Origin of the sequence: Burkholderia sp. LFS061, from assembly GCF_047978125.1 — a bacterium.
Classification (GTDB): Bacteria; Pseudomonadota; Gammaproteobacteria; order Burkholderiales; family Burkholderiaceae; genus Burkholderia; species Burkholderia pyrrocinia_C.
Genome location: NZ_JBFPFS010000014.1, coordinates 48,365 through 63,473, shown reverse-complemented (window position 1 = coordinate 63,473; position 15,109 = coordinate 48,365). Strand labels below are relative to the sequence as shown.

Annotated in this window: 8 protein-coding genes; 2 read left to right on the top strand and 6 right to left on the bottom strand. The window is 67.9% G+C overall.

Going from position 1 to position 15,109, the window contains the following annotated elements:
- The first annotated feature begins 23 nt into the window (after positions 1-23).
- Entirely contained in the window at positions 24-1,460 is a 1,437-nt protein-coding gene (locus ACNQQL_RS15285) for a class I adenylate-forming enzyme family protein (protein WP_347064586.1), read from the top strand.
- A gap of 109 nt (positions 1,461-1,569) precedes the next feature.
- Here the strand turns inward: ACNQQL_RS15285 and ACNQQL_RS15280 are convergent, their stop codons facing one another.
- From ACNQQL_RS15280 to hemE, 4 genes are all read right to left on the bottom strand, one after another.
- Positions 1,570-2,709 (bottom strand): branched-chain amino acid ABC transporter substrate-binding protein, encoded by a 1,140-nt coding sequence (locus ACNQQL_RS15280; RefSeq protein WP_072442678.1) that lies wholly within the window; start codon positions 2,707-2,709, stop codon positions 1,570-1,572.
- Between the two features lie 83 nt (positions 2,710-2,792).
- Positions 2,793-6,725, bottom strand: coding sequence for a trifunctional transcriptional regulator/proline dehydrogenase/L-glutamate gamma-semialdehyde dehydrogenase (gene putA, locus ACNQQL_RS15275; protein ID WP_347064585.1), 3,933 nt, complete (start codon positions 6,723-6,725; stop codon positions 2,793-2,795).
- A 377-nt stretch (positions 6,726-7,102) separates the two neighbouring features.
- Entirely contained in the window at positions 7,103-9,364 is a 2,262-nt protein-coding gene (locus tag ACNQQL_RS15270; protein ID WP_204425291.1) for a primosomal protein N', read from the bottom strand.
- Positions 9,365-9,812: 448 nt separating this feature from the next.
- Entirely contained in the window at positions 9,813-10,907 is a 1,095-nt protein-coding gene (hemE, locus tag ACNQQL_RS15265; RefSeq protein ID WP_231944009.1) for a uroporphyrinogen decarboxylase, read from the bottom strand.
- 149 nt (positions 10,908-11,056) lie between these two features.
- Here hemE and ACNQQL_RS15260 point away from each other — a divergent pair, with 149 nt between their 5' ends.
- Positions 11,057-11,857, top strand: coding sequence for a transporter substrate-binding domain-containing protein (locus ACNQQL_RS15260; protein WP_347064584.1), 801 nt, complete (start codon positions 11,057-11,059; stop codon positions 11,855-11,857).
- A gap of 720 nt (positions 11,858-12,577) precedes the next feature.
- Here ACNQQL_RS15260 and ACNQQL_RS15255 read toward each other — a convergent pair.
- Positions 12,578-14,305 (bottom strand): AMP-binding protein, encoded by a 1,728-nt coding sequence (locus tag ACNQQL_RS15255; protein WP_347064583.1) that lies wholly within the window; start codon positions 14,303-14,305, stop codon positions 12,578-12,580.
- Positions 14,306-14,547: 242 nt separating this feature from the next.
- A complete protein-coding gene (locus ACNQQL_RS15250) occupies positions 14,548-14,973 on the bottom strand; it encodes a F0F1 ATP synthase subunit epsilon (protein ID WP_006477288.1) in 426 nt (141 codons plus the stop codon).
- Between the last annotated feature and the right edge of the window lie 136 nt (positions 14,974-15,109).

Below are 15,109 nucleotides of genomic sequence, written 5' to 3'. Positions count from 1 at the left end.
TCGTTCGCCCCGCCGGAGCCACGATGAACCTCGTCGCCGCCCTCGACCGCGCCGCCCGCGCGACGCCCGACAAGCCGTTCCTCGTCAGCGAATCCGCGACGATCACCTATGCCGCCGCGCGCGAGCGCTCGCACCGCGCGGCGGCCGTGCTGAGCGCGCTCGGCATCGCGGCCGGCGACCGCGTCGCCGCGATGTGCTTCAACACGCCGGCCTTCGTCGACCTGATGTTCGGCGCGTGGCGGCTCGGCGCGACGTTCGTGCCGGTCAACCATAAGCTGCAGGCGCCGGAAGTCGACTACGTGCTCGAACACAGCCGCAGCAAGGCGCTCCTGTTCGACGTGGCGCTCGCGCCGGTGGTCGAACGCATCGTTCATCCCGCGCGGCGGCTGGTGACCGAAGGCGAACTCGACGGCGTGCCGTGCTTCGACACGATGTGCGCGACGATGGACGGCGTCGCGGGCATCGAACCGGCCGACGGCGACATCGCGCAGATCCTCTATACGTCCGGCACGACCGGCCGCCCGAAAGGCTGCGTGCACAGCCACCGCACCGTGACGCTCGCGGCGATGTCGGCGGCGCTCGCGACCGGCATCGGCCGCAACGAGCGCACGCTGATGGCGATGCCGATCTGGCATTCGTCGCCGCTCAACAACTGGTTCGGCGGCACGCTGGTCGCGGGCGGCACCGTCGTGCTGCTGCGCGAATACCATCCGTTGCGCTTCCTGCAGACCGTCGAGCGCGAGCGCGTGACGCTCTATTTCGGCGCGCCGGTGTCGTACACGCTGCCGATCGGCGCCGCGCAGGCCGAACGGCTCGCACGCGCGTATCGCAGCGACGCGTTCTTCCACGTGTACGGGATGACCGAAACGGGGCCGGCCGGCACGACGCTGTATCCGGACGAGCAGATCGCGAAGGCCGGTTCGATCGGCCGCCACGGCGGCCCGGGCGTCGACCTGCGCGTCGTGCGGATGGACGGCATCGATGCGCAGCCGGGCGAGACCGGCGAGATCTGGCTGAAGGCCGACAGCATGATGCTCGGTTATCTCGACGACGCGGCCGCGACGCGCGCCGCGTTCGCACTGGGCGGCTGGTATCGCACCGGCGACGTCGCGCGAATCGATCAGGATGGCTACCTGTTCATCGTCGACCGGCTGAAGGACATGATCGTGACGGGCGGCGAAAACGTCTATTCGAAGGAAGTGGAGGACGTGCTCGGCGCGCATCCGGACATCGCCGAGGCGGCCGTCGTCGGCGTCCCGCATCCGGACTGGGGCGAGACGGTCGTCGCGCACGTCGTGATGCGCGCGGGCACGGCGCCCGACGCGGACGCGCTGCGCGCGTTCTGTGGCGAGCGGCTCGCCGCGTACAAGATTCCGCGCGAGTTCGCGTTCGCGCAGGCGCTGCCGCGCACGCCGACCGGCAAGCTGCAGAAATTCCTGCTGCGCGTGCGCAAGGAGTAGCGCCCGCTCACGCCCCATGAAAAAAGCCACCAGGCCCGACGGCCCGGTGGCTTTTTCGCATGATCGGCCGGGCAGCGACGCGCGCCGCCGCCCGCGAGTCACAGGCTGCTTACTTGCCGCCGATGCTCTTCAGCGGCTTCCACTCGCCCTTCTCGACCTTGTACATCGTGATGCCGCCGTTCTTCAGGTCGCCCTTCGCGTCATACGCGACGTGCGTCGACGTAACGCCCGCCATGTCGCTCTTCGCGAGCACCGGCAGGTACTTCGCCGGATCGGTCGAATCGGCCTTCTTCATCGCGTTGAGCATCGCCATCGCGCCGTCGTATGCGTACGGCGAGTAGGTCTGCACTTCTTCGCCGAAGCGCTTCTTGTACTTGTCGGCGTAGGCCTTGCCGCCAGGCATCTCTTCGAGCGGGAGACCGGCCAGCGAAGCGATCGTGCCTTCCGACGCGTTGCCCGCGATCTTCAGGAACGTCGGCGTCTTCACCATTTCGCCGCTCATCAGCGGTGCCGTCATGCCGAGCGCCTTCATCTGCTTGACCATCGGCGCTGCCTGCGAATCCGCGCCGCCGTAGTAGACGAGGTCCGGCTTCGCCGCCTTCAGCTTGGTCAGGATCGCCTTGAAGTCGACCGCCTTGTCGTTCGTGAATTCGCGGTCGACGATCGTCGCGCCGCCGGCCTTCGCGGCCTTCTCGAACTGGTCGGCGAGACCCTGGCCGTAGGCCGTGCGGTCGTCGACGATCGCGATCTTCTTCATGCCGAGATCCTTCGACGCGAACGTGCCGGCCACCGAGCCCTGCTGCGTGTCGGACGTCATCATGCGGAAGGTCGTCTTGTAGCCTTGCTGCGTGTATTCCGGTGCCGTCGCCATCGCGATTTCCGGAATGCCCGCGTTCGCGTAGATGCGCGAAGCCGGGATGGTCGTGCCCGAGTTGAAGTGGCCGAGCATGCCCTTGATGCCGTCGTCGACGAGCTTCTGCGCCACCGTCGTGCCCGTGCGCGGGTCGGCCTGGTCGTCCTGCGTGCTGAGCACGAACTTCACGGGCTTGCCGCCGATCTTCGGGTTCGTCGCGTTGAAGTCTTCCAGCGCGAGCACGATCCCGTTCTGCATATCCTTGCCGTAGTGCGCCTGCGCGCCCGTCATCGGCCCTGCGTAACCGATCTTCACGTCATCCGCATGGGCCGTCCCCGCCAGCGACATGACCGCGACGAACGTCGCGCCTGCCACCTTTTTCATCGTGTGTTGCATAGCATCTCCTTGGTACCAGGGTAAATGAAGCGGCTTCGGGATCGCCTTGCCGCTTCTTTGTTTGATCCGAACGGCAAGGATGATCAGCCGATCGTCATCAAATTCGCATTGCCGCCCGCCGCGGCCGTATTCACGCTGACCGAGCGCTCGGTCAGCAGCCGCTCCAGCGCGTAGTCTTCCGCGTCGCCGTTCTCGAACGCGCCCACCGACACGCCCTGCACCGACACGATCGGGCCCGGCCGCTGCGCGACGTCCTTCACGAGCGTCTGCAGTTCGTCGCTGTCGCCTTCGAACAGCACCGCGTCGAACGCCGCGTCGGCCTGCTTGCGCACGGCCGCGTGCGGCTTCAGCGACGCCGGCAGCGCGGCGACGAGCGCCTCGCCGGCCGCGCCGGCGAACAATGCGCGGTTGCCGGTCGCGAGCACCGCCGCGAACTGCGCGCGCGCGCCGCCCGGCGTTGCAGCGACACACAGCACCGTGCCGCGCGGGCCGAGTGTATACGTGTTTCGCTCGCCCGTCGGGCCGGTCAGCACCGCGGTCGCGCCGGCCGGCACCTGCGCGAGATAACCGTCGCAACGCGCGGCCAGCGCCGGTTCGCGCTGCTCGATCAGCCAGTCGCGCAGCGTGGTCAGCGCCGCCGCCGGGTTGCCGCGCGCGTCGCCTTCGACCGCGCCGTCCGCCACCAGCGTCTGCGCGAGCGAGCGCGGCAGGCCCGACGGACGCGTCGCGAGCAGGCGCTGCAGGTACAGCGCGCCGCCGGCCTTCGGGCCCGTGCCCGACAGCCCTTCTCCGCCGAACGGCTGCACGCCGACCACCGCGCCGATCACGTTGCGGTTCACGTAGATGTTGCCGACGTGCGCGTTCGAGATCACGTGCGCGATCGTCTCGTCGATCCGCGTGTGGATGCCGAGCGTCAGGCCGTAACCCGTCGCGCGGATCTGCTCGAGCAGCTTGTCGAGCTGGTTGCGGCGGTAGCGCACGACGTGCAGCACGGGGCCGAACACTTCACGCTTGAGCTCGTCGATGCTGCCGATCTCGATCAGCGTCGGCGGCACGAACGTGCCGTGCGCGCACGCATCGGGCGCCGGCAGTTGCGTGACCGCGTGACCCTTGTCCTTCATCGCCGCGACGTGCGTGTCGATCGTCTGCTTCGCTTCGCCGTCGATCACCGGGCCGACGTCGGTCGACAGACGGTCCGGGTTGCCCAGCGCCAGCTCGTGCATCGCGCCCTTCAGCATCGTCAGCGTGCGGTCCGCGACATCGTCCTGCAGACACAGAACGCGCAGCGCCGAACACCGTTGGCCGGCCGAGTCGAACGACGACTGCATCACGTCCGCGACGACCTGCTCCGCGAGCGCCGACGAGTCGACGATCATCGCGTTCTGGCCGCCCGTTTCCGCGATCAGCGGAATCGGCTTGCCGTCCGGGTCGAGGCGCGCGGACAGCGTCTTGTTGATCAGGCGCGCGACTTCGGTCGAGCCGGTGAACATCACCGCGCGCGTGCGCGGATCGGCGACCAGCGCCGCGCCGACGGTCTCGCCGGTGCCCGGCAGCAACTGCACCGCGCCGGCCGGCACGCCGGCCTCGCGCAGCAGGCGCACGGCTTGCGCGGCGATCAGCGGCGTCTGTTCCGCCGGCTTCGCGAGCACCGTGTTGCCGGCTGCCAAGGCTGCCGCCACCTGGCCCATGAAGATCGCGAGCGGGAAGTTCCACGGGCTGATGCAGACCACGGGGCCGAGCGGGCGGTGCGTGTCGTTCGAGAATTCGTCGCGGATCTGCGCGGCGTAGTAGCGCAGGAAGTCGACCGCTTCGCGGATCTCGGCGATCGCGTTCGGCAGCGACTTGCCGGCTTCGCGCACGATCAGGCCCATCAGCGTATGCATCTGCGCTTCGAGCAGGTCGGCCGCGCGCACGAGGCAATCGGCGCGCGCATCGACCGGCGTCGCCTGCCAGATCGGCGCGGCGGCCACTGCGTGCGCGAGCGCCGCGCTCACGTGTTCGGCCGTCGCTTCGCTGACCGTGCCGACCGTGTCGCGCTGGTCGGCCGGGTTGCGCACGTCGCGGGCCGGTGCGTCGGCGAGCGCGTCGTCGGCGAGCATCGGCGCCGCGCGCCACGGGAAATGCGCGCTCGCGAGCAGCGCGGACGACAGCGACGCGAGACGGTGTTCGTTCGACAGGTCGAGGCCCATCGAGTTGGGACGCTCGTCGCCGTACAGGTTGCGCGGCAGCGGAATCTTCGCGTGTGGCGCGCCGAGCGGCACGACCTTCATCGCTTCGTCGACCGGATCGGCGACCAGCTCCTTCACCGACACGGTTTTATCGGCGATGCGGTTCACGAACGACGTGTTCGCGCCGTTCTCGAGCAGGCGGCGCACCAGGTACGCGAGCAGCGTCTCGTGCGTGCCGACCGGTGCGTACACGCGGCACGGACGGTTCAGCTTGTCGCGGCCCGTGACTTCCTCGTACAGCGGCTCGCCCATCCCGTGCAGGCACTGGAATTCGTACTGGCCCGGGTAGTAGTTCTGGCCCGCGAGCTGGTAGATCGCGGCCAGCGTGTATGCGTTGTGCGTCGCGAACTGCGGGTAGACGGCGTCGGGCGCCGCGAGCAGCTTCTTCGCGCACGCGAGGTACGACACGTCGGTGTAGATCTTGCGCGTATAGACCGGATAGCCTTCGAGGCCGTCGACCTGCGCACGCTTGATCTCGCTATCCCAGTACGCGCCCTTCACGAGACGGATCATCAGGCGGTGACGGCTGCGGCGCGCGAGATCGATCAGGTAGTCGATCACGAACGGGCAGCGCTTCTGGTAACCCTGCACGACGAAGCCGATGCCGTTCCAGCCCGCGAGATCCGGATCGAAGCACAGCGCCTCGAGCAGGTCGAGCGACAGTTCGAGCCGGTCGGCTTCTTCCGCGTCGATGTTCAGGCCGATGTCGTAGCGGCGCGCGAGCAGCGCGAGCGCGCGCACGCGCGGCAGCAGCTCGCTCATCGTGCGGTCCTGCTGCGAGCGCGAATAGCGCGCGTGCAGCGCCGACAGCTTGATCGAGATGCCCGGGCCTTCGTAGATGCCGCGGCCGCCGGCCGCCTTGCCGATCGCGTGGATCGCCTGCTCGTACGACGCGTAGTAGCGCTGCGCGTCCTCTTCGGTCGTCGCCGCTTCGCCGAGCATGTCGTACGAGTAGCGGAAGCCGCGCGCTTCGTACTTGCGGCTGTTGGCCAGCGCTTCGGAGATCGTCTCGCCGGTGACGAACTGCTCGCCCATCAGGCGCATCGCCATGTCGACGCCCTTGCGGATCAGCGGCTCGCCGCCACGGCCGATCAGGCGCGTGAGCGCCGACGACAGGCCCGCTTCGCTGTTGGTCGTCACGAGCTTGCCGGTGATCATCAGCCCCCAGGTCGCCGCGTTGACGAACAGCGACGGCGCGTGGCCGACGTGCGAGCGCCAGTCGCCCTTGCTGATCTTGTCGCGGATCAGCGCATCGCGCGTCGCGCGATCGGGAATGCGCAGCAGCGCTTCGGCGAGGCACATCAGCGCGACGCCCTCCTGGCTCGACAGCGAGAACTCGTGGATCAGCCCTTCGACGCCGCCGCCCGAGCTCTTCTCGCGCAGCGTCTCGACGAGCTTCGTCGCCAGCGCCTGCGCGTCCGCCTGCAGGTTCGCGGGCAGGCGCGCCTGGCCGAGCAGGAACGGCACGCATTCCGGCTCGGGGCGGCGGTACGCGGCCGTGATCGCCGCGCGCAGCACCGATTGCGGCTGCACGTTCTGCGCGAACTCGAGGAACGGATGCGGCGAGTTGTCGTCGTCGCCGTCCGCAGCCTGACCGTCGGCGAGCTCCGTGACGCCGCTGTGGCCCGACAGCTCGGGCGGCAGCTGGCCGTGCTCGATCCGCTCGAGATACGCGAAGATCGCCTGCTTGATCAGCCAGTGGGGAGTGCGCTCCAGACGCGCGGCTGCGTCCTTGAGGCGCGAGCGGAGAATGTCGTCGACTTTGACGCCGAGAGTCGTGCTTGCCATGGTGGGTTCGTGCGCCGGTGCGAGCCCGGCAATGTGGTGTGAGAGGATGCGCGAAATCCTACGGCACGCAATAAAAAGGTGCAACCAAATTGAGATGCGGGTTGCACCCCTTGGTTAGCCAATATAATCAGCCACTTAGAAGGTTGCAACCTAGGAGTTGCCCGCGGTCCGGGGATCGGTGTTTTCCCTGATCGAACCGATTCGACATGCGCGTGCAACCTCCGGCGCGCACGGCAGCGGACGAAAACGGGTTGCACTGGGTGTGGCGGCGAGTGAGTCGCCTGATATGAGCGCGCGACGAGAGACAATTCGGAAGGGCCCGGCGGCCAGGGCTTCAACGCGGCGGCGCCCCGCGCGACGGCTGCGCGGGGCGCCGCTCAGATATCCAGCGGATCGACTTCGACGCTCCATCGCAGCACGCCCTTCAGTGCACGCAGCTCCGGCTGCCATGCGCGCAGCGCATGCTGCAGCGCCGCCCGCGATGCGCTTTCGAGCAGCAGCTGCGCGCGGTGGACGTTCGCGACCTTGACGATCGTCATCGGCACCGCGTCGTACACGGTCACGCGATCGGCGCCCGGCAGCCCCGGCAACGCGGCCGCGGCCTGCAGCAGGAACGCGAGCGCCGCGTCGAGCGTGCGCCCTTCGGCGCGCAGCAGCGCCTGATAGACGAACGGCGGCAGGTGCGCGTCGCGGCGCTCGCCGAGCGTCGAATTCGCGAAGCCGACGTAATCCTGCCGCCCGAGCGCGTGGTACAGCGCGTGACGCGGGTAGCGCGTCTGCACCATCACCTCGCCCGGCAGCCCGGCGCGGCCCGCGCGGCCGCTCACCTGCATCAGCTGCGCGAACAGCCGTTCGCTCGCACGGAAGTCGTGCGAGAACAGCGCGGTGTCGGCATTGAGCACGCCGACCAGCGACACGCGCTGGAAGTCGTGCCCCTTCGCGATCATCTGCGTGCCGACGAGGATGTCGACCTCGCCCGCGTGCACGTCGGAAAAGAGCGCCTGCGCGCTGCCCTTGCGGCGCGTGCTGTCCGCGTCGATCCGCAGCACGCGCGCGCCCGGCACAGCCTCGGAGAGCGCCTCCTCGATCCGCTGCGTGCCGCGCCCAAGCGGCGCGATGTCGACGTTGCCGCACTCGGGGCACGAGCGCGGAATGCGCGCCTCCCAACCGCAGTGGTGGCAGCGCAGCGCATGCTCGGGCTTGTGCAGCACGACGTACGCGCTGCAGCGCGGGCAGCCCGCGACCCAGCCGCAGGCGTCGCACGCGAGTTGCGGCGCGTAGCCGCGCCGGTTCAGGAACACGAGGCTCTGTTCGCCGCGTTCGAGCCGCGCCTTCAGCGCCGCGACGAGCGGCCCCGACAGCCCGCCCATCGACGCGCGCCCGCGCCGCCGCTCCTCTTCGAGATCGATCAGCCGCACGGTCGGCAGCGTCGCGTCGGCCACCGCGCGGCGCGACAGCGTGAGCCGCGTGTAGCGGCCCTGCTCGGCCTGCCACCAGGTTTCGAGCGACGGCGTTGCCGAGCCCAGCACGACCGTGATGCCGAGCTGCTTCGCGCGCCACACGGCGAGATCGCGCGCCGAGTAGCGCAGCCCTTCCTGCTGCTTGTACGCGGGCTCGTGCTCCTCGTCGACGACGATCAGCGCGAGTGTCGGCATCGACGCGAGCACCGCGAGGCGCGTGCCGAGCACGATCCGCGCGCGGCCCGTGTGCGCGGCGAGCCAGTTGCGCGCGCGCTCGCCCTCGGCGAGCCCGCTGTGCAGCGTGACGATCGCGTCGTCTGCGAGCGCACCCGCGAAGCGCGCGCGAAACGCGGCCTCGAACTGCGGCGTCAGGTTGATTTCGGGGACGAGCACGAGCGCCTGCGCGTCCGGCCGCGCGTCGAGCAGCGACGCGAGCGCATGCAGATAGACCTCGGTCTTGCCGCTGCCTGTCACGCCGTGCAGCAGGAACGGCGCGAAACCCTGCGCGGCGCGGATCGCGTCGAGCGCCTCGGCCTGCTGGTCGGTAAGCGCCGGCGGCACAGCTCGTCCACCGGTTGTCGACAGGTTATCCACAGCTTTGGGCACAGGCGCGTCGTTCCAGCCGATCTCCTCGACGTCGACCCAACCGCGCGCCGCCCAGTCATCGAGCGTCGCGGCCGCCTTCGGATGCAGCGCGCGCGCGTCGGGCAGTCCCAGCGAGCCGGTGTCGACGAGCGCCTGCGCGAGCCGCCGCAGCGCGGCCCCGCGTGCGGGCAACGCATCGGGCAGTGCCGCACGACCGGCTTCCGTCGGCAGGTAGCGCACCTCGGGCGCCAGCAGCCGCCCCCACCGTCCGGCGTCGCGCAGCGCCTGCGGTAGCGCCGGCAACGCGACCTCGCCGCGCCCGCGCTGATAGTAGTCGGCGGCGAACGACACGAGCGCGAGCCAGTCCGCCGACAGCGGCGGCAAGTCGGTGCAGATCGCGTCGATCGCGCGCAGCCGGGACGGCGGCACGTCGGTGTGAGTCGTCACTTCGCAGACGAGCCCGACGGCCTGCCGCTTGCCGAACGGCACCTGCACGAGCGTGCCGGGCACGGGTGCCGGTTGCGCATCGCAGCGGTAGTCGAACAGGGTCGCGAGCGGATGGTCGAGCGCGACGCGCAGGTAGGTGCCGTTCATCACGGCGCCCCGGCGGCGGTACGTGCCGCATGGGCGGCTTGCACCCGCGCCCGCATCGCGGCAGCGAACTTAAAGTAAAACTTCAGATTCGGCGCTAAGTTTTGGATTCGCATTAGGAATCGCCGTATACCCTGCCCAGCCTGTGGATAACTTTGTTGAGAACTCGCCGCTCAATGGCCGCAACGCGCGCCGGGCCGTGTTTTCCACGGTTTTCCGCCGTTTGCGGCGGTGCCCCGCGGAGCCTTATTCCATAAGGCTGCTATTCAAATTACCAAACCATAGCGAGACAATTTGACCGACACGGGGCTCTACCGCGCTGCAACGTGGAAAATGTGCATAAGTCAAGTCTTGACAAGCAACGAATCGGCAACCGGTACGGGGTTGCGCCCTGTTTAGCGCCGGCAGCGAAACGCTGTCACCCCGCAGTGCAGCATGACAGCGCTTGCGTTCAGCCGGCGGCTCCGCTACGGATCGCGCGGCTGTGGTTATGTACCTCGTCGACGAGTTCGGCGACGTGATCGGGCGACGTGAATTGCGAGATGCCGTGCCCGAGGTTGAATACGTGGCCCGGGTGGTTGCCGTAGCTGTCGAGCACGGCGCGCGCCTGTTCGCGCACCGCGGCCGGCGGCGCAAACAGGATCGTCGGGTCGAGGTTGCCCTGCAGCGCGACGCGCCCCGCGACGCGCTCGCGCGCGGCGCCGAGGTTGACCGTCCAGTCGAGCCCGACCGCGTCGACACCGGTCGCCGCGATCTCCTCGAGCCACAGCCCGCCGCCCTTCGTGAACGTGATCACCGGCACGCGCTCGCCGTCGTGCTCGCGCTTGAGCTGCGCGACCACGCGACGGATGTAGTCCAGCGAAAAGCGCTGGTACGCGCCGTCCGCCAGCGCGCCGCCCCACGTGTCGAAAATCATCACGGCCTGCGCGCCCGCTTCGATCTGCGCGTTCAGGTACGCGGCCACCGCCTGCGCGTTCACGTCGAGGATCCGGTGCATCAGGTCGGGGCGCGAATACGCCATCGATTTCACCGTGCGGAAATCGTCCGACCCGCCGCCTTCGACCATGTAGCACGCGAGCGTCCACGGGCTGCCCGAGAAGCCGATCAGCGGCACGCGCTGGCGGCCCTGGCCGTCGGTCAGCGCGCGGCGGATCTCGCGCACGGCGCCGGTCACGTAGCCGAGCGTGGCTTCGATGTCCGGCACCGCGAGCTTCGCGACGTCGGCCTCGGTACGCACCGGATGCGCGAACTTCGGCCCTTCGCCGACCTGGAAGTCGAGGCCGAGCCCCATCGCGTCCGGAATCGTCAGGATGTCCGAGAACAGGATCGCGGCGTCGAGCGGGAAACGCTCGAGCGGCTGCAGCGTCACCTCGGTCGCGTAGTCGGGATTCTTCGCGAGGCCGAGGAAGCTGCCGGCGCGCGCGCGCGTCGCATTGTATTCGGGCAGGTAGCGGCCGGCCTGGCGCATCAGCCAGATCGGCGTGTAGTCGGTCGGCTCGCGCAGAAGCGCACGCAGGAAGGTGTCGTTGAGCAGGTTATGGGCCACGGTAGGAGCGACGATGCGAAGGCAAAGCGGCATTTTACCGGACAGCCGGCGTCAGGCTGCGCATGCCGATGCGATGGCGGCCATATGACGCGCGCGATGGCTCCGTTATGATCGGACGCTCATATCGAACCGAACGAAGGAGGAGACCGATGAAGACATTCGCCACGCTCGCCGCGGCCGCATTGCTCTGCTGCGCCGCCGCGCACGCGCAGACCGGCGCGGGCAGCGCCCCCGCCGCCCCGGGCACCGGCTCGCGGCTCGACGACGTGCTCGCACGCGGCACGCTGCGCGTCTGCACGACGGGCGACTACAAGCCGTATTCGTACTACCGCGCGGACGGCCGCTTCGAGGGCATCGACATCGACATGGCCGAATCGCTCGCGAAGTCGCTCGGCGTGAAGGCCGACTACGTGAAGACGAGCTGGTCGAACCTGACCGGCGATTTCGTCGCGAAATGCGACGTCGCGGTGGGCGGCGTATCGACGACGCTCGAGCGCCAGAAGCGCGTGTTCTTCACGCAGCCGTATGTCGTCGACGGCAAGACGCCGATAGTGCGCTGCGCGGACGCCGACAAATACCAGACCGTCGCGCAGATCGACCGGCCCGAAACACGCGTGATCGTGAACCCGGGCGGCACCAACGAACGTTTCGCGAAGCAGTACTTCACGCACGCGAACCTGACCGTCTATCCGGACAACGTGACGATCTTCAAGCAGATCCTCGCGGGCAAGGCGGACGTGATGGTGACGGATGCGTCCGAGACGCAGCTGCAGCAAAAACTGAATCCGGGGCTGTGCTCGGTCCATCCGGACAAACCGTTCCAGTTCGGCGAGAAGGCGTACATGGTGCCGCGCGGCGATGTCGCGTTCCAGCAGTACGTCGACCAGTGGCTGCATCTCGCTCTGTCGACCGGCGAATACCAGGCGATTTCGGACAAGTGGCTGAAGTAAGCGCGCATGTTTGCGGCGGCCGATGACGGGCACCGACCCCGTGGCCGCTGCCCGCTGAAATCGCTGCGCGGCGGCAGCCGGCCTGCCGCAGTTACACATCGCCACCTTGCCCTGGCGAACCGCTGCCGCGCGAAATCACCCGAATCGGCCAAACGGCCGACTTCCACACATCCCGATCACGTTTCAAAATCTTTCTGACGAATGAATCGTCATCCGCGGTATCTGCCGCGCGGTGCGTTTTCTCACGTGTAAATCGGCAATTCATCGCGCCCGATACGCGTGAAAAACGCGCCGTATGCATATGATGAAAACGGTGCGGAAAATATGGGTAAAAATGACCTTTTTCAGGACCCCAAAAACAGCAAAAAATCCCGGAAAGCCTTATCTGGCGGGCGTTACAACCTGAAACACTTTGTTACCGCGATGGGTCGGTAATTCGCCCACAATGGCCTCAACGGTTTCAACACGGATGCGGTCTCGTGTGCCAAGTGTGAGCGGACGCGAAGCGCTGCGAGCCAGTCGGTCACGTACCGAAGCCCTTCCCAGGGGCATCCCTGTTGGAGTCGTTTCCGGCCCCCCGCCGGACTCGGTTTCATCTTTGGTCTCCTCGCGCTAACCCCGTAGCGTGTGGTTTTTAGCGGGCTAATAAGCCCGCTTTTTTTCGTCCATCGAAAACGCAACGGCCCGCTGGCCGCGCGTTTTTCCCGCCGCCGGGCCAACTTACGCGGTCTTCTGCACGTCGAGCTTCAGTTCCTCGATCATCCGGTCGCGCATCACGAATTTCTGCACCTTGCCCGTCACCGTCATCGGCAGCTCGTCGACGAAGCGGATATAGCGCGGAATCTTGTAGTGCGCGATCTGCCCGTTGCAGAACGCGCGCACGTCGTCCTCGGTCATCTGCTCGTCCGCGCGCAGCACGATCCACGCGCACAGCTCCTCGCCGTATTTCGTATCGGGCACGCCGAACACCTGCGCACTCTGGATCTTCGGATGCCGAAACAGGAATTCCTCGATCTCGCGCGGATAGACGTTCTCGCCGCCGCGAATCACCATGTCCTTCAGCCGGCCGACGATGTTGCAGTAGCCGTCCGCGTCGAGCGTCGCGAGGTCGCCCGTATGCATCCAGCCGTCGACCAGCACCTCGCGCGTCTTCGTGTCGTCGTCCCAGTAGCCGAGCATCACCGAGTAGCCCTTCGTGCACAGCTCGCCCGTCGCGCCGACCGGCACGATGTCGCCGCTCGGATCGACGATCTTCACTTCGAGATGCGGCTGGATGCGCCCGACCGTCGTCGTGCGTTTCTCGAGCGGATCGTCGGTCGAGCTCTGGAACGACACCGGGCTCGTCTCCGTCATCCCGTATGCGATCGTGATCTCCGACAGGTGCATCTGCGACACGACGCGCTTCATCGTCTCGATCGGGCACGGCGAGCCGGCCATGATCCCCGTGCGCAGCGTCGACAGGTCGAATGTCGGGAACTCGGGATGATCGAGCTCCGCGATGAACATCGTCGGCACGCCGTGCAGCGCGGTGCAGCGTTCGTCGGCCACGGCCGCGAGCGTCGCGACCGGGTCGAATGCTTCACCCGGGAACACCATCGCCGCGCCCTTCGATACGCACGCGAGTACCGCGAGCACCATCCCGAAGCAGTGATACAGCGGCACGGGAATGCAAAGCGAATCCTCCTCGGTGAAGCGCATTGCCATCGCGATCGAGCGCGCGTTGTTGACGACGTTGCGGTGCGTGAGCGTCGCGCCCTTCGGGCTGCCCGTCGTGCCGCTCGTGAACTGGATGTTGATCGCGTCGGTGGACTCGAGCGTCGCGCCGATCGCATCGAGCAGCGCGGGGTCGACGGCCTGGCGGCCGCGCGTCATCACGTCCGCGAAGCGGAACATGCCGGCCGGCGCGACGTCGCCCATCGACACGACCGTGCGCAGGCTCGGCACGCGTGCCGCATGCAGGTCGCCCGGCGTCGCGGCCGCGAGCTCCGGCGCGATGGTCTGCAGCATCTCGACATACGCCGACGACTTGAAGCGCTCGGCCGCGATCACGGCCTTGCAGCCGACCTTGTTCAGCGCGTATTCGAGTTCCGACAGCCGGTAGGCCGGATTGATGTTGACGAGTATCGCGCCGATACGCGCGGTCGCGAACTGCGTGAGCAGCCATTCGCTGCGGTTCGGCGACCAGATGCCGACGCAGTCGCCCTTCACGATCCCGAGCGCGGCGAGGCCGGCCGCGAGCACGTCGACCTCGTCCGCGAATTCGCGCCAGGTCCAGCGCACCTGCTGCTCGCGGAACACGACCGCCGGGCGTTCGGGAAAGCGGCCGGCGGTATCGCGCAGGAACCGGCCGATCGTCGCTTCGGATAGCGGCACGTCGGTCGCGCCGCGCACGTACGACAGTCCGTTTTCGGGCGCGATCAGCGCCCCCACGCCAAGGTCTGCTGCCATGAATGTCTCCGTCTTTTTTGTCCGATCGGCCCGCGTGCGCTTGCTGCGCCCGCCTCCGTCGCCACACTCGCGGCGGGCGGCCTGACTGCGGATGATGACGCGCTCCGCTGACGACACTCTGACATCAATTCGCGGCGGACGGATGAAATAGCACGACCGGACGAAACACCGCGGCACGCAAAGGACAGGCGAAAAAAAAGCAGCCCGAAGGCTGCTTTCTTTCGCGGGATACGCGGCGCGGCTCAGTGCCGGCTGCGGATCTTCGCCAGACGCTGGATCGCCTCGAGCTGCGCCATCGCGGTCGCGAGCTCGGATTGCGCCTTCGCGAGGTCGAGGTCCGACTTCGCGTTCTGCAGCGTTTCCTCGGCACGCTTGCGCGCTTCCTCGGCTTTCGCCGCGTCGAGGTCCTTGCCGCGGATCGCGGTATCGGCGAGCACCGTCACGGCGCCCGGCTGCACTTCGAGAATGCCGCCCGCGACGAACACGAATTCGTCGTTGCCGCCCTCGACTTCGATGCGCACCGCCCCCGGACGAATCCGCGTGATCAGCGGCGTGTGGCCCGGCAGAATACCCAGCTCACCCGTTTCGCCCGGCAGCGCGACGAATTTCGCCTCGCCCGAGAAGATCTGCTCTTCCGCGCTGACGACGTCTACTTTGATGGTTGCCATATCGACTCCTGTCGACGGGAGTTAGCGCTTCGGCGCTTACTCCCGTCCCATGCACGGCGGTTGAGCGTGTTGCGGTCGGCGCGACCGGCCGTGAAGCAAATCGACAACAGCGATTCACTGCACCGAGGCCGGATCG